Source organism: Syntrophotaleaceae bacterium, assembly GCA_041390365.1.
Lineage (GTDB): Bacteria > Desulfobacterota > Desulfuromonadia > Desulfuromonadales > Syntrophotaleaceae > JAWKQB01.
The window spans coordinates 846,449-870,817 of record JAWKQB010000002.1 but is presented as its reverse complement, the minus strand read 5'-3'; the positions used below and the strand labels follow the sequence as shown (position 1 = coordinate 870,817).

At 57.6% G+C, this 24,369-nt stretch carries 22 protein-coding genes; 3 read left to right on the top strand and 19 right to left on the bottom strand.

The window, feature by feature from the left end:
- Positions 1-163 precede the first annotated feature (163 nt).
- A complete protein-coding gene (locus tag R2940_11150) occupies positions 164-577 on the top strand; it encodes a response regulator (protein ID MEZ4600332.1) in 414 nt (137 codons plus the stop codon).
- Positions 578-652: 75 nt separating this feature from the next.
- Positions 653-1,597, top strand: a complete 945-nt coding sequence (locus R2940_11145; protein ID MEZ4600331.1) for a L,D-transpeptidase family protein — start codon at positions 653-655, stop codon at positions 1,595-1,597.
- A 118-nt stretch (positions 1,598-1,715) separates the two neighbouring features.
- Here R2940_11145 and R2940_11140 read toward each other — a convergent pair whose 3' ends face one another.
- The 11 genes from R2940_11140 to R2940_11090 form a co-directional block, all read right to left on the bottom strand.
- Positions 1,716-2,105 (bottom strand): hypothetical protein, encoded by a 390-nt coding sequence (locus R2940_11140; protein ID MEZ4600330.1) that lies wholly within the window; start codon positions 2,103-2,105, stop codon positions 1,716-1,718.
- Between the two features lie 121 nt (positions 2,106-2,226).
- On the bottom strand, positions 2,227-2,829 hold the full coding sequence (locus R2940_11135) for an XTP/dITP diphosphatase (GenBank protein ID MEZ4600329.1): 603 nt from the start codon (positions 2,827-2,829) through the stop codon (positions 2,227-2,229).
- Between the two features lie 2 nt (positions 2,830-2,831).
- Positions 2,832-3,566, bottom strand: coding sequence for a ribonuclease PH (gene rph, locus R2940_11130; GenBank protein ID MEZ4600328.1), 735 nt, complete (start codon positions 3,564-3,566; stop codon positions 2,832-2,834).
- The gene (locus R2940_11125) at positions 3,563-4,636 is read right to left on the bottom strand and encodes an N-acetylmuramoyl-L-alanine amidase (protein MEZ4600327.1); all 1,074 of its coding nucleotides are present in this window, start codon (positions 4,634-4,636) and stop codon (positions 3,563-3,565) included. The genes rph and R2940_11125 overlap by 4 nt, the downstream gene beginning before the upstream one ends.
- Before the next feature lie 91 nt (positions 4,637-4,727).
- Positions 4,728-5,777 carry a DHH family phosphoesterase gene (locus tag R2940_11120; protein ID MEZ4600326.1) on the bottom strand — a complete coding sequence of 350 codons (1,050 nt, stop codon included), beginning with the start codon at positions 5,775-5,777 and terminating at the stop codon, positions 4,728-4,730.
- A complete protein-coding gene (locus tag R2940_11115) occupies positions 5,774-6,247 on the bottom strand; it encodes a TIGR00725 family protein (protein MEZ4600325.1) in 474 nt (157 codons plus the stop codon). The genes R2940_11120 and R2940_11115 overlap by 4 nt, the downstream gene beginning before the upstream one ends.
- Positions 6,248-6,448: 201 nt before the next feature.
- Positions 6,449-7,075 (bottom strand): tetratricopeptide repeat protein, encoded by a 627-nt coding sequence (locus R2940_11110; protein ID MEZ4600324.1) that lies wholly within the window; start codon positions 7,073-7,075, stop codon positions 6,449-6,451.
- A 141-nt stretch (positions 7,076-7,216) separates the two neighbouring features.
- Positions 7,217-8,374: a DUF3524 domain-containing protein gene (locus R2940_11105; GenBank protein ID MEZ4600323.1), complete on the bottom strand. Its 1,158-nt coding sequence runs from the start codon at positions 8,372-8,374 to the stop codon at positions 7,217-7,219.
- Positions 8,375-8,522: 148 nt separating this feature from the next.
- Complete coding sequence (locus R2940_11100; GenBank protein ID MEZ4600322.1) at positions 8,523-9,047, bottom strand: O-acetyl-ADP-ribose deacetylase; 525 nt, start codon at positions 9,045-9,047, stop codon at positions 8,523-8,525.
- 70 nt (positions 9,048-9,117) lie between these two features.
- Positions 9,118-9,777 carry a hypothetical protein gene (locus R2940_11095; GenBank protein MEZ4600321.1) on the bottom strand — a complete coding sequence of 220 codons (660 nt, stop codon included), beginning with the start codon at positions 9,775-9,777 and terminating at the stop codon, positions 9,118-9,120.
- Between the two features lie 170 nt (positions 9,778-9,947).
- Positions 9,948-11,876, bottom strand: coding sequence for an ABC-F family ATP-binding cassette domain-containing protein (locus R2940_11090; GenBank protein ID MEZ4600320.1), 1,929 nt, complete (start codon positions 11,874-11,876; stop codon positions 9,948-9,950).
- 541 nt (positions 11,877-12,417) lie between these two features.
- Here R2940_11090 and R2940_11085 point away from each other — a divergent pair.
- The gene (locus R2940_11085) at positions 12,418-14,949 is read left to right on the top strand and encodes an Rne/Rng family ribonuclease (protein MEZ4600319.1); all 2,532 of its coding nucleotides are present in this window, start codon (positions 12,418-12,420) and stop codon (positions 14,947-14,949) included.
- A 39-nt stretch (positions 14,950-14,988) separates the two neighbouring features.
- Here R2940_11085 and R2940_11080 read toward each other — a convergent pair whose 3' ends face one another.
- From R2940_11080 to R2940_11045, 8 genes are all read right to left on the bottom strand, one after another.
- Positions 14,989-15,579, bottom strand: coding sequence for a Smr/MutS family protein (locus R2940_11080; GenBank protein ID MEZ4600318.1), 591 nt, complete (start codon positions 15,577-15,579; stop codon positions 14,989-14,991).
- A gap of 114 nt (positions 15,580-15,693) precedes the next feature.
- Positions 15,694-16,416 carry a hypothetical protein gene (locus R2940_11075; GenBank protein ID MEZ4600317.1) on the bottom strand — a complete coding sequence of 241 codons (723 nt, stop codon included), beginning with the start codon at positions 16,414-16,416 and terminating at the stop codon, positions 15,694-15,696.
- A gap of 256 nt (positions 16,417-16,672) precedes the next feature.
- Positions 16,673-18,628 carry a LysM peptidoglycan-binding domain-containing protein gene (locus tag R2940_11070; GenBank protein MEZ4600316.1) on the bottom strand — a complete coding sequence of 652 codons (1,956 nt, stop codon included), beginning with the start codon at positions 18,626-18,628 and terminating at the stop codon, positions 16,673-16,675.
- A 124-nt stretch (positions 18,629-18,752) separates the two neighbouring features.
- A complete protein-coding gene (gene hflX / locus R2940_11065) occupies positions 18,753-20,381 on the bottom strand; it encodes a GTPase HflX (protein MEZ4600315.1) in 1,629 nt (542 codons plus the stop codon).
- Between the two features lie 239 nt (positions 20,382-20,620).
- The gene (locus R2940_11060; protein MEZ4600314.1) at positions 20,621-21,388 is read right to left on the bottom strand and encodes an enoyl-ACP reductase; all 768 of its coding nucleotides are present in this window, start codon (positions 21,386-21,388) and stop codon (positions 20,621-20,623) included.
- Positions 21,389-21,457: 69 nt separating this feature from the next.
- On the bottom strand, positions 21,458-22,252 hold the full coding sequence (locus R2940_11055; GenBank protein ID MEZ4600313.1) for a DsbC family protein: 795 nt from the start codon (positions 22,250-22,252) through the stop codon (positions 21,458-21,460).
- Between the two features lie 129 nt (positions 22,253-22,381).
- Entirely contained in the window at positions 22,382-22,957 is a 576-nt protein-coding gene (locus R2940_11050; GenBank protein MEZ4600312.1) for a manganese efflux pump MntP family protein, read from the bottom strand.
- A 279-nt stretch (positions 22,958-23,236) separates the two neighbouring features.
- Positions 23,237-24,229 carry a TPM domain-containing protein gene (locus R2940_11045; GenBank protein MEZ4600311.1) on the bottom strand — a complete coding sequence of 331 codons (993 nt, stop codon included), beginning with the start codon at positions 24,227-24,229 and terminating at the stop codon, positions 23,237-23,239.
- Positions 24,230-24,369: the final 140 nt, after the last annotated feature.

Sequence of the window (24,369 nt, the reverse complement as noted above, 5' to 3'; positions counted from 1 at the left end):
ATGAATCCCGAGGAAGTAAGCCCCTTCTTCGAAGGCAGAATACTAGCACAATTTTTACAACAAGGTAACTTTTTTTAAATATGTTTTCCGCACTCTTTCCCTCAGACGCGCTGCCGGAAGCCAATCTCTTTAACAAAAACCCTGCAATGGAACAGACGGAAACATGCCTGCTGCGGAAAAATCCATCGAAAAAAGCCCGAGAATTCTCATTGTGGAGGACGAACCCGAACTGGCCAGCCTGCTTGACGGCTTTTTGAAGCGGAACGGCTTTTCCACCCGGATTGCCGGGGATGGCCTGTCGGCTTGTCGCTTGACTGAAGAATTCCGCCCTCACCTCATCCTGCTCGACATACTGCTGCCCGAACTGGACGGATGGGAAGTCTGCCGCCTGATCCGGCGTGTGCCGGACCCCAAGCTGTCCCATATCCCTATCATCATGGTCAGCGCCCTGGACTCGGAGGAAGACAGACAAAAAGGACTCGATCTCGGCGTCGACGATTACCTCCCCAAACCCTACAGCCTTCGGGAACTGATGAACCGGACAAGGGACATTCTCGAAAACTCGCGAAAGCCGTAAGACGGCCCGCCGCACTCCTCACGTTTCAATCCTCCCCCTTTTCCCCGCCCTCACCTTCGGCTATACTCGCATACCATGGAAAGAACGTATCCGAGCATTCTCTTACTCCTTCTCGCCGCTTTGCTGCAATGGCCGTCCAGCTCCCGGGCCTGGCACCCTCGCCTCGAGAAGGATTCCTTTCTCGACGAAGCTGTTCCGGCGCCTGTGGTCGGGGCAAACCGGCCCTATCTGGTTGGCCGGCGGGAAACCCTGATCGAATTGGCCCGTCGCAGCGGCACCGGCTATCAGGCTTTGACTCGTGCCAATCCCGGCATCGATCCCTGGCTTCCACCCCCCGGGATCGATGTCGAGCTGCCCTATGCCTTCATCCTGCCGCTGGTGGCAGAAGAGGGGATCACCATCAATCTGGCGGAACAGCGCCTCTATTACATCTGGCGGGAAAACGGACGATCAAGGGTACGGGCCTATGCCATCGGCATCGGCCGGGAGGGCTGGGAAACCCCCCTCGGCCTGTTCAGCATTATTTCCAAAGTGACCAAACCAGCCTGGACACCTCCCCCCGGAATCAGGGCCAAATCACCGGAACTGCCGGCCGTGGTCCCTCCCGGTCCCGGCAATCCTCTGGGTGATTACTGGCTCGGCCTCTCCGCTAAGGGATACGGCATTCATGGCACACATAAACCATTCGGCGTGGGACGCCGGGTCAGCCACGGCTGCCTGAGGCTCTACCCGGAAGATATCGAGGATCTTTTTCACCGGGTCGAGACGGGGACGCCGGTCAGGATCATCGACCAGCCGCTCAAAGTCGGCCTCAAGGAAGGACGACTTTATCTCGAGGTTCATGGGCGGTTGACAGGAAACGAAGAGCAAATGGAGGAAGAGGTGCTGCAACAGGCCCGCGATCTTCCCTGGGAAGGCCGGATCGACAGGTCCCTGGTTCTGAAAGCATTGCAGGAGGCCCGAGGTATCCCCGTCCCGATCTCATATCCGTTGGAAGACCGGGGCGAGGTTGATCTGTGAAAAGGCAAAATCGGTGCCCCTGGCTCGGTCAGGCGCCATGCTGTTGTTAGTCAAAGACATCCTGTTACCGGTAGCGAAAAAGCCTCCGCTCCCGGAGGCTTTTTCGCTCGGCCAGTAACTATTTCATCTGCCCCATTTCGAAAGCTTGTGTCGACTTTCCTGCCGCATCGGTCGCTTCGGTGGCGCGCTGTGCGGCGAGTTCCGCAGCCGTTGCCGCTTTGTTCGCAGCAGCTTCAGCCCGCTCCGCAGCCTCCGCCGCCTTTTCCGCCGCCATCTGGGCGGCCTGGGCACTCTGCTCGGTCCTCTGGGTGTACTCCTGGACTTGGGTCAACTGATCCTGGTCGGCCGGTGAAGTCTTGGACGCACAACCCGTCAGCACCATAACCCCAACTGCCGCACCTCCGAACAACATTTGCCAGTTCCGCATGTGATCCTCCTTGACCATGGTTTTGCCCGGCATCGTCATGAAACCGGCAAACGCAGGATTGGCAGTTGCCGCCAATTTCATGAACTTTCCGGAACAGGTTCCCGTTGCCAGCCGATCTGAAGTAACGCTGACTAACAATTACGACCGTGTACTAGAACCTAAAGCATGAGAAACTGGGGTTGTCAACTCGGATTGGAATTTTTTATGGGATTCCGGGAGTTTGTTCCTTTAAAAAGGCGATGGCCTGACGAAGCGCCTGACCGCGATGGCTGATGCGATTTTTTATGTCCAGGGACAGCTCGGCCATTGTCCTGCCGTATTCCGGAACCAGAAACAGCGGGTCGTATCCGAACCCCCCGTCCCCCCTTGGCTCCATGGTAATCAGGCCGGTGACCCGACCGTGAAAAACCCTGCTCCAGCCGTCGGCACGACAGAGAGCCATGACACAGCAAAAAGCAGCAGACCGCCGGGAAAGTTCAAGACCGGCGAGACCCTGCAGCAATTTTCGGTTATTGGCGTCATCTCCGGCCCCTTCCCCGGCATATCGGGCGGAGAAAACGCCGGGGGCTCCATCCAGTGCGTCCACGACCAGTCCCGAGTCGTCCGCGAGAGTCAGCAGGCCGGTCGCCCGGGCAACAGTATCAGCCTTTTTCAGGGCATTTTCCTCGAAGGTGTGCCCGTCTTCGATAATCTCGGGAAGACCGCCCAGGTCATCCAGGCCGAGAATATCAATGCCTGATTCATCCAGCAACTTTCGAATCTCCTTGAGTTTGCCGCGATTTCCGGTAGCTACGACCAGCTGCAAATCTAGACCTCCAGCGCCCGGGCCTGCAAAAGGGCCAATTCCCTGCAACCTTGCAGGGCCAGTTCTCTCATTCGATCAAGCTCATCTGCTGTAAAGGGTCTTTCCTCGGCCGTCCCCTGAACCTCGATGAAGCGGCCGGAAGCGGTGATCACGAAGTTCATGTCCACTGCTGCACGGAAATCTTCCTCGTAGTTGAGATCCAGCAGGGCCCTCCCGCCAACGAGGCCGGTACTCACCGCCGACACGCCTTCCCTGATTGGGCTCGCCGACAGCACCCCCTGCCGGACAAGGACATTCATGGCATCGGCCAGCGCCACATAGGCTCCGGTAATGGCCGCGGTGCGGGTCCCGCCGTCCGCCTGCAGCACGTCGCAGTCGAGCACCACGGTCCTCTCGCCCAGGGCCTCCATATCCACCACCGCCCGCAGGCTGCGGCCGATCAACCGCTGAATCTCATAGGTACGCCCGCCAACCTTGCCCCGCAGTGATTCGCGTCCCGACCTCACCTGGGTGGCCCGCGGCAGCATGGAGTACTCGGCCGTTACCCAACCCCGTCCCTCGCCGCGCATGAAAGCGGGTACGCTCTCCTCAACCGAGGCATTGCAGAGAACCCGGGTCTCGCCGAAGCTGACCAGAACCGAGCCTTCGGCATAGCGGGTAAATGCCCGCTGGAAGGAAATCGGTCGAAGTTCCTCATCATGCCGCCCGTCGGCGCGCATCATCGAATCCAGGTTCACCCTCCAACCTCCTTTTTCTCTTCGGCATAGGCCTTCAACCCCTGGTAAAGGGCGGCCGCCAGTCGCTCCCGGGAAGCTTCCTCCTTCAGCAAGGCCCGATCTGCGGGATTGCTCAAATAACCCAGTTCCACCAGAACGCTCGGCAGGTTCCCCTTCCCCAATGGCAGGAGGGGAGCCTGCTCGATTCCGTTGACCCTGATGCCGGCGTTTTTGAGGTTGGCCGCCAACTGGCGGGCCAGTCTCAGGCTCTCTCCGGAATCGATGACACCGTCCACGCCCGGCTGCTGTCCGGCCGGCCGGATAAAAAGGGTGGCGCCCCGGGCGTCCTCGCTGAAGGATGACTGGGCGTGCAGCAGAACCAGGGCATCCACATTCGGCTGATTTACCGCGGCCAATCGGTCGGCCGGTTTGAGCGTGTAATCGCTGTTGCGGGTCAGATAGACCGGGATGCCGAGGTGCATTTTAAGCTGCTTTTCCAGTCGCCGGGACACGTCGAGTACAATATCTTTTTCCTTCAGCCCCTCATCGGCAATGGACCCGGGGTCCTGGCCGCCGTGACCGGGATCGATGGCAACCGCCCGCAGCACGGGGGCATCGACGGGTCTGTCTTTCCTCAGAATGAAGGCGAAAAGACGGTCGATAGGTGTTTCCCCAGCCGGCTCGGTCTCTCTATCAGCATCAAGTTGGTGAAAATAAACAGGCTTATTCAGCAGGGTAGGCAGATGCAGGGCAACAAAATCCTCATCGACCCGCAGCTTTCCATCGATGAACCGCGGAGGGTTGGCCAGGGGGCGAAGCATTTCACCGCACCGGAGAAAGTGACTGCCGGGCGAAATGACGGCCACTCCCCTCGGGGTTCTGATCCGATAGACATGGTCCACGGAATCCCACTTTCCGCTGAGCTCCAGGGGAGCCAGAACATCCTCCAGGGCGAGAAAAACGATGCCGTTGTGAAAGTAGACTTCCTCGAGGGTCACCGGCTGGCGCCCCTCGAGGGCCAGTTCCACGGCACCCTCAGCGGTGCCGCCCAAAAACGCCAGCATAAGAAAAACAACAAGCAGACGCAGCATAGATAAACCTCTGTTTACTATAGAATCCGGAATCCGCCAAAGGGTTCCTTATACTCCGGGACCGGCGGGCCTGTCAACGCACCGATAACTGCTACAGACCCATGACCAGCGGCCTGGCCCGTTTTTCCGGCCTCTGCAGGAACTGCAGCAGTCGATGGGTCAGAGTTTCTTCCAACTCCCTCTGCGCCTCGATGCTTTCCGACATGGGCCGGATCTGACCGCCGGCAATCATGCCGTGACCTCCTGCAGTCCCAAGCCCTTTGAGGACCTGCTGCATCACTTCCCCGGAGCGAATCTGAGGCAGAAGGGTTCGGAAGGACAGGATTTCACCATTGTCGAAGCGGCCCATGCCCAGAACGACCTTGACGTCCTGGACGCGCAGCAGAAAATCGGCCAGTTCCGCGACAATATCAGGGTTGTCGATGTTAAAGAGGTTGAACACCAGCACGTCCTCATAGGTGCGTGCGTTGCGGATCGCTTTACAGAAAGAGGAAAAATATTCCCGCGGCACTTCCGGATGGGTGATGTTGAAGAGGATGCGGTTATTGCTCAAAGGCAGAAGATGCAGGTAGGCGGACCGGTCGGCACGGTTCCATTCCCGCCCCAGGTCCTGGGTTTCCGACTTGATTGCGTAAAACAGGATGGTCGCCAGCTTGGTGCCGAAATTGACGTCCTGGGCCAACAGGTACTCGAACAGGATCGTTGCCGAGGCACCATAGTTGTCCCGCACATCGACCCAGCGGCAGGAAGCGCAGGACTCTCGTGGCGGATGATGGTCGATGACCAGATGCACCTTCTGGTCGGGCGGCAGGGAATTGTTCCCGGCCCCCGGCTGGGTATCGACCAGGCAGATGACCTGGAACCGGCTCAGATCGAGACTGTCGAGGGTTACCATGTCGATCTCGAGCTCCTCGACCATGACCTTGTTCTCTCCTCGGCCGATGACACCGCCGTAGGCAACTGTCGCCGTTTCACCGGTTTTCATCAGGATCAGATGCTTCAGGGCCATGGCCGCGGCCAGAGCATCGGGGTCGGGATGATCATGAGTGACGATCAGAATCGCACCCTTGCCCCTCAACCATTCGATGAAACGCGTAGAAAAATCCCGTGAACGCTGCAGATCGGCGTCTTTGATGTTCATAACTGCCTTTCCGGCTGGCAAAGTCTTTCAAATGCCTGTCCCACAGCTTCCTCAGGAGAGGAGACCTGTAAGACACCGTCGATGCCCGGCCAGCTCCCGAGGGCGATGACCGGGCGGCCGAGTTTGAGTCCGATGGCCATTTCCGAAAGCGTGCCGAACTCCCCTTCTATGGCGATCAGGGCCCGGGCGGTATGGGCAATGATCACGTTGCGGGCATGCCCCATGTTGGTCGGAACCGCCAGCGTCACATAGGGATTGGCGGCGGCCGGATCGCCCCCCGGCAAGATGCCCAGAGTTTCCCCTCCCGCCTCCAGGCAGCCTCGACAGGCCGCCTCCATGATCCCGTCCAGACCACCGCAGACCACCACTGCACCCTTTGCGGCCAAAAGACGGCCGACCTCCCGGGCCATTGCGTAGCCCCGCTCAGTACATCGGGAGGCCCCGATCACGCCGATGAGAAGTTTTTGCATTGGGAAAACCTTTGAAATCGTGAGGAGTGAGGGGTGAGGAGTGAGGGGTAACACCTTACCCCTAACCCTGAAACCATCAAGTAAAACGCGCTACTCTATTAAGCCTTTGCCCTTGGCACTTTATACTTTGCCTATTGCTTTTGCCTTACTCCTCACGCCTCACCCCTCACCCCTCACGCCCCTCGCCTTTCGCCATTCCCCTCACGCCAGCAGACGGCGGAAGGAACTGCTGTTGCGAACCGCATCGAAGGAGGCGTCCTTTCTGGCGGCCTCGAGATATCGGCGGTCCGATTCCGCGGCCTGGCGCAGGTCCCTCAGGGCCAGTCTGACCTTGCCCCGGCGGGCGAAAATCCGTGCCCGATTATAATAGACGGCCCCTTCGTCAGCCAGATGCTGCAAGGCCTCATCATACTGCAGCAATGCCTCCTCCGTCCGCCCGAGACGATCGAGTACGTTGGCGGTATGAATGTAGATTTCCGGGAAATCGGGCTGCAGTTCCCGGGCCCGATGAAAGTGGGCGAGCGCCTCATCGAAATGCCCCACCTCCTCGAGCAGCATCCCAAAGGAATGATGAGCGGTGCCGTTACCGGGATCGAGCCGCAAAACAAGACCATACAAGGCGGCTGCTTTGGCGCTGTCGCCCAGATGAGCAGCGGCCAGGGCAGCAAGGATCAGCGTTTCCACATCCAGGGGATGCTCTTCCAGATATTCTTCCAGATACTCCAGGGCAGCCGAATAATCGCCCTGCTCAATAGCCTGACGACCCGCTTCCAGTTGGTGACCTTCGTCCTCGATGTAATCGTCCTGGTCTTCCGTATGGTTATTCATCAGCAATCCATCCGGCTGGTTTCAGCAGAAAACAGCCTCTGAAAATCTATACTCTAGTTGTCCTTTTGCAGATTCTCTTGTAACAGCTAATTGCAACTGCCCTAACCTGCAACAAGGAGATCATTATAGCAAAAGCGGTCATTAAATGCATAAAAAGCCATTTGATGCCGGTTGGTCCCGACCATCTCGGGCAATGTCGTCGAAAAGGGCATCGTAAACAGGACCCAGAACAGACCAATCGTAGCCTTCGACAAATCTGCGGGTTCCCCCCCTCTGCACCAGGCGGGGGTCAAGAAGAAGTCTTTTCAACCTTCTCAGCAGATCGGACTGATCACGATAAAAGAAATCGTCGCGAAAGGGTTCTGGAATGTGCTCCGGGTAGGCGAGCCGCTTGGGCAGCAGAGGATGGCAATGGCAGTACATGGCCTCCACCACGCTGACACCGAAAAAATCGTGGATGGCGGTTACCGGCAAAACATCGGCTCTCCAGAGCCAGCCGGAATATTGTTCGAAGGTGTCGGCAAAACCGAAATGCACGATGCATCCCTCGAGGCGCTTACGGGCTTCGGCAAAGACGGCGGGCTGTTCCTGGAACGATTCACCGAGAACCGCCAGACGAAAATCCACACCCTCCTCCTGAAGAGTGAAAAGCGCCCTGAAAAAATCTTCGGGATTCTTGTCGTATTCCCAGCGATGGTTCCAGAGAATGAGAGGCGGTTCCAGATCCTTGGGAGTATCGTGGACCGGACGGTGAGCATCGAACCGGCGCAGATCGAGACCGAGCGGCAATACCCGGCTTTTCCTCCGGATAGCCTCGCAGTTTTCAAGACCTCTGGCATCGGGAAAAGCCTTCAGAAATCCGGGCAGCACCCCCAGAAACTCCCGGCGATGGTACTCGGAATTGAAAAGGACCCGGTCGGCAGCCAGAGCACTGACATAGTTGATGAAACCGTAATGCAGGTCTCTCCGGGCAGCAGGATCGCCATCCCGCGGAGACCAGGGGTAAGTCAACTGGTTTTCATGGAAATAGAGAACCGTTTTCAGACCCGCGGATCTGTCACGAATGAGAGCCAGGAATGTCGTCAGGTCGAGCATACCGCTGGCCAGCAGCAGATCCCCCGGCCCTTCCCTCTCAAGAAACTGTTTGGCAAGGGCCACTGCCCCGCCATGCATCCGCCACTTCCAGTGCCTGCCCGGCAGAGACAGAATATCCACCCGATGCCCGCTGCATGCCGCATACCCCTCGGCCCATGCCGCCCGGGAGCCAGTCAGGTACGGTTCCAGAAGGAGGATGTTCATGGACTTAATCGTGAGGGGTGAGGAGTCAAAGCCAATAGTCAAATCCTTTTTTCAGGGTTGTACAACCGCAAAAGGCGGCACTCCGCCAGCTGATAACGGTCACATAAACCCATGACCCCTGACTCCGCCGGCTTTTACCCCTCACTCCTCACTCCTCACGCTGTAGATAGTTTTTATAAATCCCATACAGTTCCTGGGAAAAAACGACGAAGATGACTTTTTCCAGGGTCCGGTCTTCCGCCAGGACTTCCCGTACCGTATCGACCGCAACCCGGCAGGCCTCCTGTAGAGGATAACCATAGACGCCGCAACTGATGGCCGGGAAGGCGACGGTTTTCAGCCCTTTGTCGATGGCCAGCTGCAGGCTGTTGCGATAACAGGAGGCCAACAGTTTCGGATCTTCGGGGCGGTTGCCGTAAACCGGTCCGACGGTATGGATGACATAGCGGGCGGGCAGGCTGTAGCCGCCGGTTATTTTCGCCTCACCGGTTTGACAACCGCCGAGGGTTTTGCACTCCGCCAAAAGCTGAGGCCCCGCGGCCCGGTGGATGGCGCCGTCGACTCCGCCGCCGCCGAGAAGAGAGCGATTGGCCGCATTGACAATGGCATCGACCGTCAGGCGGGTGATGTCTCCCTGCAGCAGTTCCATTCGTCCGAAAGTTTCCTTTGCCATGGCCTTTTCCCCTCGTATTATTGACTGCCGGGACCCGCTCAGACTGCGATCGGCACTGAGAGAGTTCACCTTACACCGTCACCTGCGCCTTCTTGACCGCCCGGTCCCAGTATTCTTCCAAGTCATGAGATTCCACCAGATCGGGAATGTCCCCTTCGGAAACATGCACTCCCGCAATGATATCAAGGGTTGCCCCCGGAATGCGGGCCGTTGACCGCTCGAGGTCGGCCGTTCGGGTCAAATCCAGGCTGTCGTCGTGGAAAAATCCGATGGGCGCTCCCTTTTTGAAAAAAACCAGGGAGAATTCCTGCCCGGCACCCACCCGCAGACATCCGCTGAACCGGTCCTTCGTGAGTTTTTGCAGGACGTGGGGGATATCCAGGAGGCAAAGCTGCTGCCCTCTGTAGAGAATTTCACCACCCAGGACCGAGTGGAGCAGGCTGCTGAGCTCCCGGGAAACCCTGTAAATGGCCAATGTCATCTCCCCGGTCAGCGACAGGAAAAAGATCCGTTCGAAAGCCTCGGCGTTCAGAAGCTCTCCTGATCGGGAATAGAACCTGACGGTAGCCAGCCTGCCGCTATCGAACAGGAGAATGCCGCTACCGGATGTCCCCCAGCAGTGCAGGTATCCGGAAAAACGTCCTTCCCTCAATTTGACGACGGCATCCGGCCAGTTCATTTTTTTAGGGTTGAAAGGACTCTTGACCTGTTTTCCGCGGGGCAGCAACATGTCGACTCCCTTAGCCGGCGGCACCGGCATCTCATTTAATTTCCAGGCATCTGGCTAAAATATGGGTTTATCGTATCGTTGTCGCATTAGGAATCGACTTCGATTACGACAACGACCACCGTTCCGCGAACCCTTCACTGACAACGTAACGCTACCTGCGACCATCTGCTTCAGGCCGACTCGGTCAGCTGCAGGGCTTCCCATCGCGTGTAAAGCTCTTCGAGCTCCTCTTTCAGGGCGGCATGCTGGTTAGAAACATCCCGCCAGCGCTGGTGGTCCTGATAGAGCTGGGGATCGGCCATCAACTCCTCGATGGCGCTCAACCGGTTTTCTCGTTCCTCGATCGTGTCCTCGACCTCGGTCAGTTCCTTCTGACGTCGCCTTTCCTGGCGCTTGATTTCCTTGCGTTCCTGAAAGGAATTCTGTGATCCCGCGGTTTCATCGGCGGTCTCCCGGACCGTGCGGCCGACCTGATTCTGTTCCACCCGAAGAGCCGAATGACTGGCATCGCCCAAACGGGCCTTGGCCGCCAGAAAATCCTCGTAGTTGCCCGGAAAGGATTCGACCCTGCCCTCGGCCACTTCCACCACCCGGTTGGCCAGGGCATCGACGAAATACCGGTCGTGGGAAACGAAAACGAGGGTCCCCGGAAAACCGCGCAGGGAGTCCAGAAGAACCTCCTTGGATTCCAGGTCGAGGTGGTTGGTCGGTTCATCGAGCAGCAGCAGGTTGGCCGGGCGTAGCAGCAGGATGGCCAGGGCCAGCCGATTCTTCTCGCCGCCGGACAGAACCGCCACCTTTTTGTGGACGTCGTCTCCGGAAAAGAGAAAGGAGCCTAGAATGTCCCGCACCCGGGGCACCATATCGAAGGGGGCCGCTTCGGTGATTTCCTCCAACACGGTTTTGTCCCCGTGCAGCACCCTGGCCTGGTCCTGGGCGAAATAGGCGGGCAGCAGATTGTGCCCGAAGGTCCTGCTTCCCGCCCGGGGATCTTCCACGTCGGCCAGCAGGCGCATCAGGGTCGATTTGCCGGCGCCGTTGGCACCGACCAGGGCCACCCGGTCGCCCCGCTCCACGGCCAGATCGACCTGGTGCAGAACAGTCAGGTCGCCATAGCCCTGATCCACTCCGGTCAGTTCCACAACCATGCGGCCGCTGCGAGGCGGGTCCGGGAAGCGGAAAGCGATCCGCTTGCGGGTTGGCGGCACCTGAATCCGCTCGATCTTCTCGAGCTGTTTGACCCGGCTCTGCACCAGGGACGCCTTGTTCGCCTGATAGCGAAACCGGCTGATGAAGGCTTCGATCCGAGCGATCTCCTCATCCTGACGTTGCTTGGCCTCCAGCAGGGCGCCGACCCTTCTCTCCCGCTCTTCAAGATAGGCGCTGTAGTTGCCGGGATATTCATGCAGGCCGCCGTTCCAGATTTCGACAATCCGGCTCACCACCCGATCGAGAAAAAACCGGTCATGGGAAACCAGGACCACCGCATGAGGATAAGCGGTCAGGTACTCTTCCAGCCAATTGCGCGCCGGCAGGTCGAGATGGTTGGTCGGCTCGTCCAAAAGCAGCAGATTAGGCCGCTGCAGGAGCAGTTTGGCCAGGGCGATGCGCATCTGCCAACCGCCGGAGAAATGTTCGCAGGGCTTGTCCCGATCCTCGGCACTGAAGCCGAGCCCGTCGAGGACCTTGCCGATCTCCATCTCCCGGGTATAACCACCTTGCTGGCGAAAAGTTTCTTCCAAAACGGAATAGCGCTCCAGATCGTCGGGACTGCCTCCGGCAATATCCTTTTCGAGCCGCCGCAACTCCTTTTCCATGGCCAAGAGTTCGGTCAGGGCTTCGCGCATCTCTTCCTGCAGGCTGCGCCCCTGGTGGGTCAAACCTTCCTGGGGCAGGTAGCCGAAGGTGGTTCCCCGGGCTACCTGCACCACGCCGCCGTCAGGCTGCACCTGGCCGCTCAACAACCGCAGTAGCGTGGTCTTGCCCGCACCATTGGCACCGCACAGTCCGACCCGATCGCCGTTGCGCACATGCCAGTTGATGCCGGCCAGAAGCCGCCGGTCGCCAAAATCCTTGCTAATCTCTCTTAACTGCAACATGGTGGTACTATATAGCACAACCGTTCAATCCGGAAAACCTCGAATTGGTTTGAAGAGGGTGAGGAGTGAGGAGTAAGGAGTGAGGGGTTACACCTCAAACCTCACACCTCACGCCTCACGCATTTACCAAAGGTTTCCACTATTAAAAAAACCTGTTTTCTGGTATAGTTACAGGAATTTGACGAACTCCGCCGGCGATTTTGTCTCTTTGCGGCGGATTCGAAACAGAGTTTCAGGCCCGGGCTACTGACCCTGGCTAGGCTCCGTTACGTGAACGAAACTCAGGCAGATGGCCCCGGGAAGCATTGACATGCGAATGTCGAGGCCTCCTCGCGGTCCTTTCCGAGCATCCGAACGGCGCCCTATAAAACAGTGATCGATTTTTGGCCAATAGCGGAATTATTGCCAGCCAGGCATCGCGCGGCCTCCTGCCCGCTCGCAGCGACAGGTCGCCGCGGACAATTCCGCAGGCCCCTTTGCCGGAAAGAATCCGGCACCCAGATTTGGCGGCTGCTCCTAGGAGCGCCCGAAAGGAATTTACATGAGCAGAAAAATGCTGATCAATGCTACTCATCCGGAGGAGCACCGGGTAGCTATTGTCGAGGATGGCAATCTGGTCGAACTCGACATCGAAATCACCGGAAAAGAACAGACGCGGGGCAACATCTACAAAGGTGTCGTGGTCCGCGTCGAAACCGGCTTGCAGGCAGCCTTTATCGACTTCGGCGGCGAACGGCCGGGTTTCTTGCAGATCGGAGAAATTCACCCCTCCTTTTTCAAAACACAGAACGGAGAAAACAGGGGCAGGCCGCGCATCAACGACCTGCTGCGCCGGGGCCAGGAACTGCTGGTCCAGGTGGTCAAGGAGGAACGGGGGACCAAAGGTGCGGCCTTGACCACCTATCTTTCGCTGCCCGGCCGCTTCATGGTGCTGATGCCCGAGAGTGAAACCAAGGGAGTATCCCGCAAGATCGAACAGGAGTCCCAGCGCAAAAAGCTCAAGGAAGCGATGGCTTCCCTCGAACTGCCAATCAACATCGGTTATATCGTCCGCACGGCAGGCATCGGTCAGAAAAAAACCGAGCTCAAACGGGACGTAGACTACCTGATAAGGGTCTATGAAAAGATTCTCGATCTCGGAAGCAAGGTCAAGGCACCGGCACTGATCTACAAGGAATCCAACCTGGTCATCCGGTCGATACGCGACTATTTCAGTTCCGACATCGACGAGGTGCTGGTGGACGACCCCGCCGTGGCGCGGGAGGCGAAGGAATTTTTCGAAATTGTCATGCCTGAATACGCCAAACTGGTTAAACTCCACCAGGAGCGGCGACCCATTTTCTCCCGCTACCAGATCGAGGAACAGATCGAAAACATCACCCGCAACAAGGTTTCCCTGCCTTCCGGCGGTTCTATTGTCATCGACTCCACGGAAGCCCTGGTGGCCGTCGACGTCAACTCTGGAAAGTTGGCCACCGAACAGGGAGTGGAAGCGACGGCCTTCAAAACCAACATGGAGGCGGCGGTCGAAGTTGCCCGGCAGTTGCGGCTGCGGGACCTGGGAGGACTGATCGTCATCGACTTCATCGACATGCGGGACCGCAAGCATATCCGAGATGTCGAGAAATGCCTCAAGGACGCTCTCAAGATCGACAAGGCCCGAGTGACGGTCGGCCGCATCAGTCAGTTCGGCCTGCTGGAAATGAGCCGGCAGCGCATCAAGTCGGTCCTGGCAGCCGCCTCCTACCTGCCCTGCCCCCATTGCGAGGGCACCGGCAGGATCAAAAGTGCCGAATCCCAGGCCCTTGACTTTCTGCGCAGGATCTACACCGGCATGGCCAAAGGGCAGATCTCTCAGGTGGACGCGGAGATCCCTCTGGAAGTCTCTTCCTACCTGCTCAATCAAAAACGGGCCGAGCTTCTGGAGCTCGAACGCCACTACGACGCCGTCATCCATATCAAGGGTCGTCCGGACTTCATTGCCGGCCAGATGGAAATCAACTTCATCAAACGGGAAAAAGATCACCAGGTGACCGCCCAGCAGTACATTGATGCGGCCGCTGCCCGTGCCGAAACACCGGAACAGGCCGAACCGGAAACAACCGTTCAGGCCACGGAGGACAAGCCGGCCGAGGCGGCACCCAGGGAAGAGGTCGGCCGCAAACGGCGGCGCCCACGCCGGCGACGCAAATCAACCATGGAGGAAGCCGAGAAGGAATCTGCGGCAACATCTGAAGAGTCGAATGTTCCGGCTCCAGGCGAAGAATCGGAAATCCCTTGCGGTGATGATCTGCTCGAACTGCTACGCTCTGGAAGATCCAGTGTTACACCAGTCGAGATGCCGGCGGAACCGGCCGCCGCTGGCACTTCTGTGATGCGGGAAGAATCCCCAACCACCGGACAAGCTGCGGAAGAATCGGAAATTTCAAGGGAGGAAAAAGGTTTGACTGCCGAAGTGGCTGATTCAGACGCCGATGAAAAGGTTGGGGAGACCTCTCCCGGCACTATTCAGGAGGGGGGAAAGCCCCACCGCAAACCCAGGCGGCGGCGCAAGCCAGCATCACAAGTCAGACTGTCCTCGACTCCGTCCGATAAGGTTGAACCATCGGCAATTCCGGCGGGAGAAGGGGAAAAACCGGCCGAACAACCCGTCCCAGCCGGGCTGAAGGATGAACCGAATAAACCTGTTCGCAAACCACGGAAACGGCCCAAGGCTTCTTCTCCAAAAACCGGGGATCAGGAACAGCCGGCCTTACCGCAGCCAGCAAGCCATGCCGCACAATCGGCCCCTGCCGAGAGTACGGAAAAGTCACCTGCTCCCGAGACCATGACGCCCGGTGAAAAAGCGGAGGAGAAAAGACCCTCCCGTCCACGCCGTCCCCGTAGACCGGCACGGACCGCCAAAGCTGAATCCGTCGGAGAATCCGGGAGCGAAATCGCCGCCAGGGATAAGCATTCGGAGCCCGCGCAAACCGAAAAAAAACCTGCCCGACGCCCTCGGAAGAAAACCGGAACCCGCCAGGCGGTGGCAGCGGTCACCGAAAGCGTCCCGGAGAAAAACACGGAAAACTGAATAAAAAAAGGCCGGAACCCTCAAGAGTTCCGGCCTTTTTTATTTGTGTTTGGGGGAGACCCTCAGAAAAACCGCCAGCGCTCCATCGCCGCCGTACCTTGCCGGTGCCCGGCCCCACTCCACCACCCAGGCCCTGGCTTCGCTGCTGAGATAGCGCTGCATGTCGTCGCGCAGAACCGGGCCGTCCGGCGATCCCCTGCCCTTCCCAGTAATCACCAGCACCGTTCTCCGTCCCTGAAAGACCGAATCTTCCAGAAAAAACCTCACCTTTTCCCGAGCCTGTTCCCGGCTCAGGCCATGCAGATCCAGGGTGGCTTCAGGGGCCAGCTTGCCCTGGCGCAACTGCTTCATCCGCCCGGGTGTGGCCGCAGGCGGCTCCTCCAGCGGAAGCTCGTCCCGGAACACTGCATCCATCCGGCCAATGGCGCATAGAAACTCTTCCTCCTCGGAAAGGAAGACCGGCTTCGCAGGGGTCTCGAAACGCGTCTCGGTGTCCTCAGGAAGGGATTTTTCAAGAATTTCGTCTTCGCCTCGGTCTGCAGGGTCGACCTTCAGAAAATCCATTTCCCGGGCAAACAGTTCGTTATCGTTTTCAGCGGGCCCAGCGACCTTGTCCCTGTCCTCCGGCAAATCCGCCTCCGGTTTTTGGCCGGCCTTGTTTGAGGGAGCGGCTGCAACCCCTTTCAGGGTTTTGAAGGGATTGTTCCGAAATTCCTTGGTTTTCGATTTTTCCTTGGCCAATTCTCAGCGCCTGATGATTTTTCGGCGTCCCTGCACTGCCTTCGTCTGCTGCTTGATCAGGGCGCCGGGCTTTTCGAGATGGAACTGATACCAGAGGTCACCATAGGCCTGCATCTTCATTTTCTTGCCGGATTTCAAGGCATCCAGGTTTGCCAGCAGGCAATCATCGGCAGCTCCCTTTTTAATGCCCGTTTCCAGGACCTCTATGGCCTTTTCATGCTGGCCGACCTTTTCCAGACAGTATGCATAGAGGCTCCAGAGCATGGATTCCTTTTTGCTGACCGCCGATGCCTTTTCAAAAGTTTCGATCATCTGCTTGGTTTTGTTGCGCTTCATGTAGCAGATGGCCAGCATGGCCATGGCCACCCAATGACGGCTGAAGGCTTTTTGCAGGTACTCAAAAGCCGCGGCGAAGTCACGCTTGAGATAGAGGATCGAGCCGATCTGGGCATTGATCTGCGACCTGACGAAAAATTGCCAGTTGCCTAGGGGATAAGCGGCCTGCAGCGATTTGACCGCCTTTTCGGTCCGCCCGGCCTGCACGTCCCGCTGCACCGATTCCATCACCCCCGTAAGTCTTTTCGTAATCCAGCGGCTCAAAAGGAAAAAGGCCCCGACGAACACCAGCAGACCAAACAGGGAAGCAATGAGGATAGGGACATCGGCGACATACAAGCCTAAAATGGTCAGGCCGTAGAGAGCCAGAGAAATGGCAAGATTCAGCATGAGACAGATCCTTATTTCGGGAGACAGCAGGAAGGGGCCCCGGCAGCAGTTCCGGAAAGGCGCATAATGTACGGTTACTGGAAAGGGGAAGTTTAGCAAATCAAGCTGCGGAAAGTCAAAAGGGAAAAGAAGGGGACATGTGAAGCGTAAAACGAAAGGAGTAAGGGGGGAACCCCTTACTCCTTTCGTTTTAGCGTGTGCTCTGAAATTTGTTGACTTTACCGATCAACCGTTACGGGTCACGAAATACGGACTTTTAACCCTTCTGCTCCTCCTCCAGCAGCAGGGTCAGCTGATCGCCGGGTTGGATGACGTGACTGTGGTTCAGGTTATTCCAGTCCATGATATCCCTGGCCTTGAGATCGTACCTCCGTCCAATCTCCCATACAGTGTCGCCGGGGCGGACCTGGTAGACCACCTTCTTGGTGCCGACTGAACTCTGCAGACCGACTTCTCTGATTTGCAGCACCTGGCCGGGCTTCAGAATATCGTTTTTCTGCAGGCCGTTCCATTCGCACAGCTGACTGGTGGAAACCCCGAGACGTTGTGAAATCGTCCAGAGATTGTCGCCATTCGCCACTTGATAGATGCTCTGGCTGGATGAGACATCCCTTCCCGATGCCTTCCCGGAGACTTTCAGGACCTGCCCCGGTTTCAGAATATCGTTCGCCCCCAGGCCGTTCAGGGAGCACAACTGGGATGTGGACATGCCAAAACGCCGGGAAATGACCCAGAGGTTGTCGCCGTTGCGGACTTTGTATGAACTCTGTGCACTTTTGGCCGCGACATGCCGGTTGGAACCATGTACTTTCAGAACCTGGCCGGGACGCAGTACTGCTTTTGATCGCAGGTCGTTCCAGTCACACAGCTGCTTGGTCGTGACTCCAAGACGCCGGGAGATCGACCACAGGTTATCCCCGTTTCGCACTTTGTAAGAACTCGGTTTGCTTGAAGGGACACTGTCCATGTAGATGGAAGCCAGGGCAGCACCGGCCTGCATCGGCAGGATAAGGTCCTGACCGACCCTGAGGGCCCTTGGATTGCGTATGTTGTTTAACCGGACGATATCCTTGGTTGTGATGCCGTAACGGCGTGCCAGGCCCGTAAGGGTATCGCCGGAGCGCACGCGGTGCTGCTGGAAATTGGCCCGCTGGGAGGGACTGATTTCCGCATACTGACGCTTGAAGGATTCTGCGGTTCCGGAGGGAAGGCGGACCGGATACCCTTTTTTGTTGGGAGGGGTGCACCAGCGTTTGAGTTCTGGATTCAGATCACGGACCTCCTCCTCCGTTACTTCGACCAGACGGGCAATAATTTCGAGATCGGTCGAGCTGGGCAGTTCAACAACGTCGGTGGCCAGGGCAGGCTGGTAATTGAGGTCGTTAAAACCGTATTTTTCCGGATTTTTGCTGATGAGAATGGCTGCCATCAACTTGGGCAGGTAGTGCTGCGTCTCCTTGGCAAGAAAACTGCCATGACTTATTTCCCAGAAATCCCGTGTACCGGCTTTCACGATAGCGCGATCCACCCGGCCCGCTCCGGCATTGTAGGCGGCAATGGCCAGGTACCAGTCTTCGTACCGATTATACAGGTCTCTGAGATGGCGGGCAGCGGCACGGGTCGCCTTGTAAGGATCACGTCTCTCATCGTGCCACCAGTCGTTTTCCAGCCCATACATACGGCCGGTGCCCTCCATGAACTGCCATGGCCCTACGGCTTTGGCTCGACTGACAGCCCGGCTGTTGAAACCGGATTCAATCATGGCCAGATAGGTCAGGTCGAGGGGCAGCCCTTCTTCGGCGAACACCTCCCGCATCATGGGCAGGTACCGGGTCGAACGTTCCAGCCAGCGATGAACGGCATTGCGTGCGGTACCGGTGAAATAATCTAGAAAATAACGGACCTTTGCATTCTTGACGACCGGCAGATCGAAGGAGGTACCTTCCTCCACAGCCGTCTCCCCCTCGTCCTCCGGCGGGGCCTGATCCTCCCCGGACAAAAGGTCCATGTCCTCGCGGGTCAGCGGATCCAGCAGTGCCGTATCTTCTCCAACCAGGTCTTCCTCTGCAAGGTCTTCACCGAACGGGTCGATGGAACCATTTTCGTCACCCGGCGCCTCCAAAAAACCGTTTGAACTGCTAAAACCACCTCGGTCTCCTGTTACGCACCCGGCTAATAGCACCAGAAGCAGACACATCAGATATCTGGACAAAATAAGCCTCCTGAAATCAAATCAGTAATCAGTAATCGGTGATGAGTGAGGAGAAAACTGATCAAAAAGAAAACCAGTGCTGTATTTCATAGCATTGCAGAGTTTTTCACTTGTCACTTACCACTTACCCTTCATCCGGCCAGAATCGCTGCTCCAGTTTTTCGAGCAGAGGATCGAAGCTGCGGCGGTTCCTGGCGCTGATCGGGATGGCATCGAATCGCCGGCACATTGGGCCAACCTCTGCGTCGGGCACCAGATCGATTTTGTTGAAAACCAGCAACCGGGGTACGCGTCCCAGTTCCAGCTCAAGCAAGATTCGCTCCACCGCCGCAATCTGTTCTTCAAAACGTGGGTTGGAAAGATCGACGACATGCAGCAGAAGGTCCGCGTCCTCGAGCTCCTCAAGGGTGGCTTTGAAAGCACCCAGCAGGCTTTTCGGCAATTTGCGGATGAAACCGACGGTATCGGTGATGATCACTTCCCGCTCCTGCGGAAATCGCAGCCGCCGGGTGGCGGTATCCAGGGTGGCGAAGAGCAGATCCTCGGTAAAAACATCGCTCTGGGTCAGGGCATTGAGCAGGGTGGATTTTCCCGCATTGGTATAGCCGACGATGGAAACGATAGGAACCCCGGCCCGAATCCGGCGCTGGCGGCGCTGCAGCCGCCCTTTGGAAAGCGCCTTGAGTTCGTTTTCAAGCCGGTTGATGCGGTCGCGGATCCGGCGCCGGTCGATCTCCAGTTTGGTTTCACCCGGTCCGCGCCCGCCGATGCCGCCCATCAGTCGGGAAAAGGCGACGCCCCGCCCGGTGAGACGGGGGAGAATATACTTGAGCTGCGCCAGTTCCACCTGCACCTTGCCGTCCCGGGTATGAGCCCGGCGTGCGAAGATATCGAGAATGAGCTGGCTGCGATCGATGACCTTGAGATCGGTCAGTCCCGAAATGGCCCGGACCTGGCCCGGGGACAGATCCTGGTCGAAAATCAGCAGGGTGGCACCCAGCTGCAGCGCCTGAATGACCACCTCCTTGGCCTTGCCTTCCCCCATCAGGAATTTGGGATTGATCTGCCGTGGCCGCTGAACGAAACGATCCAGCACCAGGACGTCGGCTGTGCGGGCAAGCTCGACCAGTTCATCCAGGGAATCCTCGATTTCCATCCGGGAATCAGTGCTGACGGAAATGAGGATCGCCTTTTCCCGTGTATCGGACAGATCGACGGTCTCTCCCATCTTTTCTTCGAGCTCGGTTTCCAGCCCCCGCAGGAACATCGAGAGATCGAGGTCTAGATCATAGATGGAGGGAGACTGGAGAACTTCAACCCTTTTTCCGGCGGGATTGGGAGGAAGGATATGCCCGTAGCTGATCGGTCCGGGCAACCCCTGGTCGCCGACGGCGATGGCCACCATCAGGTCGAGACGCAGCAGCGCCAGGTCGGTGATGTCGTCATCGGTCAGGGGCTCGCCCCGCAGATGGGTGTGCACGCAGCGCAGGCCCCGCAGCCCGCTCCGCCCCAATCCGTAGTCGGACAGATCGGGAATGACGATTTCGCGGTCGTCGCCGACAATGACGTAGAGAACTGTGCCGCCCCGATCGATGATCAGGCCGATCTGGCGGCGGATCTCCTCAGACAGTTCAGTGAGGTAGCGGGCCAGTTCCGAGGTGACCACCCGTTCGGGAGGAACCCGGCGCCGGTAGATCCGCTCGAGTGCACGGATCTCGCTCGATTTCAATCCGGTCAAATTGCCATGTATCACGGTTGCACCCTACGCATCACACCAACTCACAATAATAAGAACCGATCGTTGTCGTAATCGTCGTCGGCTTTAAAATTATCGATTACGATTACGATTACGACAACCGTTTCGCTATCGCTCCACTGACAACGAAAAAAGTTTTCTTTTCCTGACGCCCTGGCGTTACCGACAAAAAAAGGGCCCGGTGGGCCCTTTTTTTGTTATTCAGATAACGGTGCGCACTTCCGAAAAAACCTTTTTCAACCGACAACGAAATTGAAGCCGGCATCGACAAAGTGAGTCTCTCCGGTTACTCCGCTGGAAAGATCGGACAGCAGATAGAGGGCGGACTTGCCGACCTCGTTCTGGGTCACCGTCCGGCGCAGGGGGGCGCGCTCGTCCATAACCCGCAGTTTTTCCTTGAACTGGCCGACGGCGGAGGCGGCCAACGTCTTGATGGGCCCTGCGGAGATGGCGTTGATCCGGATGCCCTTCTCCCCCAGTTCAGCTGCAAGATACCGGGTGGACGCCTCAAGAGCTGCTTTGGCCACTCCCATGACATTGTAGTTGGGCACCGCCCGCTGGGCTCCGAGATAGGTCATGGTGACGATTGAGCCGCCGTTTTTCATCAGCGGAGCCGCTCCTCTTGTCACCGCAACAAGGGTATAGGCACTGATGTCCAAGGCCAGCAGGAAATTGTCGCGGCTGGTCTGACTGAAGGGGTTTTTGAGGTCCTCCCGGTTGGCGAAAGCAACGGCATGGACCACGAAATCGAGACTGCCCCAGGCCTTTTCGACCTCTTGGAAGACGGCGTCGATATCCTCGTCCTTAGCCAGATCGCAGGGAAGGATCAGTTCCGCATCCAAACTTTCCGCCAGGGGGCGAACCCGCTTTTCAAGAGCTTCGTTCAGATAAGTAAATCCGAGGGTGGCACCAGCGTCCTTCAATTGCTGGGCTATCCCCCAGGCGATGCTCATATCGTTGGCAACGCCGAAGATAATGCCCTTTTTTCCTGTCATAAGACCCATGTTAACGCCTCCCTTGTCAATTAATGTGAAAGGCCATTTCTAGCAAAAACGCTGCGCCAAAGCAAGCCATTATGGTTTTGAGGCCGAAACGGAGGGAAGAGTTGCCTTGGAATCGAGCAACTCCAGCAGGGCCTCTGCCGGCTTGAATCCTGCAAAAAGACGGCCGTCGGGCAGGATCAGGGTCGGCGTCGAACGGATGCCCAGGTCCCGACCCAGCCTCAGGGTTTCATCCACCTCTTCAGCCCGGCACAGAGGGGGAGGAACGGGCCGCCCGGCAAGGCTGTCCTCGAGCATGGTCATGGATCGATTGCAGAGAATGGTTTTGGCGATCATGTAGGCATCCGGATGGATGTTCAAAGGGAAAAGCTTGATGAAAAAGGCGATGTCCGGATCGGCCTGAACCACTTTCTTCATTTCGTAGTGCAGTTTGCCGCAGAAATTGCACTGCGGGTCGGTGAAAACAATCACCCGGGTCGGGGCCTTGGGCCGGCCGATGATCAGGGCGTCCTCCAGGGGGATGCGGGAGACATCGACCCGGTTGAGAGCAGCATTGCGCAGGGTGGTCAGATTCTTGCCATCCTTCAGCCGGATCATTTCGCCGCGCATCAGATGGGTTTTGGTGAAATCGATATAGACGGGATACTTCTGCCCCTGCTTCTCGATTTCCACCACCCAGACGCCCGGCATGTCCGACAACTCGACATTCAGTATCTTCTCGGCCTGCTCACCAAGCAGAAAACCGGCCTCCTGCCTGGAAAGACTATGACAGTCGGTGCAGGTCTGCTCCCCGCAGTTCTCCTTGGGAAATGCCTGTGCAGAGACGGCAACCAGCGCCAGCAGCACCCCGAAAAGCAAACTTTTCATGCGCGATCCTTTCTGTTCATTAGGGTCGAAACGATGAACATGCTATACCGGAGACGGAATTTTGGCAAGTGTCCTTGAAGGTGAGGAGTGAGGAGTGAGGAGAGAGGGGTAAAAGCCATTTCAACTGGTTCACGGGATGGAAATACCCAGGGTGTGCTCGAGCACGATCCGTATGCCGATACCGATGAGGATGAGGCCGCCCAAAACTTCGACGCGTTTGCCCAGGAGGGAACCGGCCCGTTGACCCAAAAGCATGCCGACCAGGGTCAGAACACCGGCCACCAGACCGATGATGGCGGCAGGGAACCAGATCGAAACCCCCAGGACGCCAAGCGATAGACCTACGGCCAGGGCATCGATGCTGGTTGCCAGCGAGAGAACGACCAGGCTCATGCCACGGGTCGGATCTCCGGCGCGTTTCGGTTCGTCGGTTTCGTGAAAGGCCTCGTAAATCATCTTCCCGCCGACAAAACCCAGCAGTCCCAGGGCAAGCCAGTGGTCAAATGCCTCTATGTACTGTTGCAGCGTGACCCCGGCGAGCCAACCGATGACGGGCATCATGGCCTGGAAGAGGCCGAAGTGCCAGCCGAGTCGAAAAAGGTGGCGGCCGGTCAGCGGCGATACCGCCAGGCCAACGCCAAGCGCGACGGCGAAAGCATCCATCGCCAAAGCCAGGGCGATACCGAGCAGGGTCAAAAGGTCCACAGTTGCTTTCATCCTTTAATAAAAACTTGAAACCCCCAAATTGGACGTGGATCAAATCTGATGCTTCGCATAACGCGGATCATCCAAAATACCGTAACTTTTGGTGAAAACCTGCGAAATCTTGAATCAGCTAGAGCCCGTCATGCCCGAGTGATTCTATCGGGCGTCCATTTTTTTAAGTACTTAAAGACTGGATTCCTGATCAAAACCGCCTCGGGAGTGACATTTTTCACGACCATCAGTTTTACCTGGCCCTATCATGATCTTACCCCTCACCCCTCACGGATTTTCCGTTACTGCCTGATATGCATGCTCCCGATTGCGAAAAAACCACTGATTGTTCTGATCGAAGCCGATCAATCGGCTCATGGCGGCGAAATCGAGCATCCAGCCCTCTTGCCCCTGTCGGAAAAGGTAGGGTGAAACCTTTTTCCGCTCAGTGGGAAAGCGAATGGCGGCCAAGTTACCTGATATGCGGGTCGTTCCGAGTTCCATCACTTCCACCAGTTCCCGCAGTTCATTATCCTGCTGGGCGTCGGTTACCAGCCAGTTGCGGAAGAATTTCCGGGTTTCAGGGGTATAGATGCCAAGATCCGGGTCCTTGACATGACCTTCCAGCACCTTCAGGTAGGTTTGCAGGGTTTCCAGGGGAGTGGTCCCGGCGCCAAATGCCGAGCGGTCGGCCACCCGGCCCTTTTGAGGGGCGCCTCTTCCGATCTCTACGGCGACGCGTGCTCCACCGCCGCCGGACAGATGCTTCAGGGGTCGAACCGGCTCCGTTCCGACCAGTTCCTCCACTTTGATTTCGCCCAGCGCCCGGCCGACCAGCAATTCCACGGTCGCCTCGATGCCATTCGTAACGCGACCCAGCTGAAAAAAGGGCGTCATCTGCCGGTCTTCGATATAGCCGACGAAACCATCGGGGAAAATCCCTTCAAGGTCGTACCCGATCTCCATCCGCACCTGCCCCCCCTCCGGATCGATGACCAGCAGCACCCCCCGTGCCGCCCGGGTGCGAAGGCCGAGACCATAGTCATCGAACAGCTTCACAGCCTCTCGGTCGAAATCCACCGGACTCTCGTCCAGCACCAGCACCTTGAGCTCGATATCCAGATGCCGAAGCAGGTGCTCTCGAAAATCCTCCAGCCTGCGCAGCTCCCCTCCGGACAGCAACCCGGCCCGATCCTCGACTCCCGCATCCGGGCGATTTTGACAGGCGGCCGGCAGCAATAGGAAAAGCAGAACAAGTCCCACCTTGAATAGAAATTTCATTTCTCCACCCCCGTCAAACAAGGGAAATCTGGAAAACCATCATTGGATGCGGATCAAATCTGATGCTTCGTATACGCGGATCAACCAAAAGACCGGAACTTTTGGTGAAAACCTGCGAAATCTTGAATCAGCTAGAGCCC

Coding starts and splice junctions, on each gene's coding strand:
- R2940_11150 (MEZ4600332.1), top strand. CDS start 164: ATGCCTGCTGCGGAAAAATCCATCGAAAAAAGCCCGAGAATTCTCATT.
- R2940_11145 (MEZ4600331.1), top strand. CDS start 653: ATGGAAAGAACGTATCCGAGCATTCTCTTACTCCTTCTCGCCGCTTTG.
- R2940_11140 (MEZ4600330.1), bottom strand. CDS start 2,105: ATGAAATTGGCGGCAACTGCCAATCCTGCGTTTGCCGGTTTCATGACG.
- R2940_11125 (MEZ4600327.1), bottom strand. CDS start 4,636: ATGCTGCGTCTGCTTGTTGTTTTTCTTATGCTGGCGTTTTTGGGCGGC.
- R2940_11120 (MEZ4600326.1), bottom strand. CDS start 5,777: ATGAACATCAAAGACGCCGATCTGCAGCGTTCACGGGATTTTTCTACG.
- R2940_11115 (MEZ4600325.1), bottom strand. CDS start 6,247: ATGCAAAAACTTCTCATCGGCGTGATCGGGGCCTCCCGATGTACTGAG.
- R2940_11110 (MEZ4600324.1), bottom strand. CDS start 7,075: ATGAATAACCATACGGAAGACCAGGACGATTACATCGAGGACGAAGGT.
- R2940_11105 (MEZ4600323.1), bottom strand. CDS start 8,374: ATGAACATCCTCCTTCTGGAACCGTACCTGACTGGCTCCCGGGCGGCA.
- R2940_11100 (MEZ4600322.1), bottom strand. CDS start 9,047: ATGGCAAAGGAAACTTTCGGACGAATGGAACTGCTGCAGGGAGACATC.
- R2940_11095 (MEZ4600321.1), bottom strand. CDS start 9,777: ATGTTGCTGCCCCGCGGAAAACAGGTCAAGAGTCCTTTCAACCCTAAA.
- R2940_11090 (MEZ4600320.1), bottom strand. CDS start 11,876: ATGTTGCAGTTAAGAGAGATTAGCAAGGATTTTGGCGACCGGCGGCTT.
- R2940_11085 (MEZ4600319.1), top strand. CDS start 12,418: ATGAGCAGAAAAATGCTGATCAATGCTACTCATCCGGAGGAGCACCGG.
- R2940_11075 (MEZ4600317.1), bottom strand. CDS start 16,416: ATGCTGAATCTTGCCATTTCTCTGGCTCTCTACGGCCTGACCATTTTA.
- R2940_11060 (MEZ4600314.1), bottom strand. CDS start 21,388: ATGGGTCTTATGACAGGAAAAAAGGGCATTATCTTCGGCGTTGCCAAC.
- R2940_11055 (MEZ4600313.1), bottom strand. CDS start 22,252: ATGAAAAGTTTGCTTTTCGGGGTGCTGCTGGCGCTGGTTGCCGTCTCT.
- R2940_11045 (MEZ4600311.1), bottom strand. CDS start 24,229: ATGAAATTTCTATTCAAGGTGGGACTTGTTCTGCTTTTCCTATTGCTG.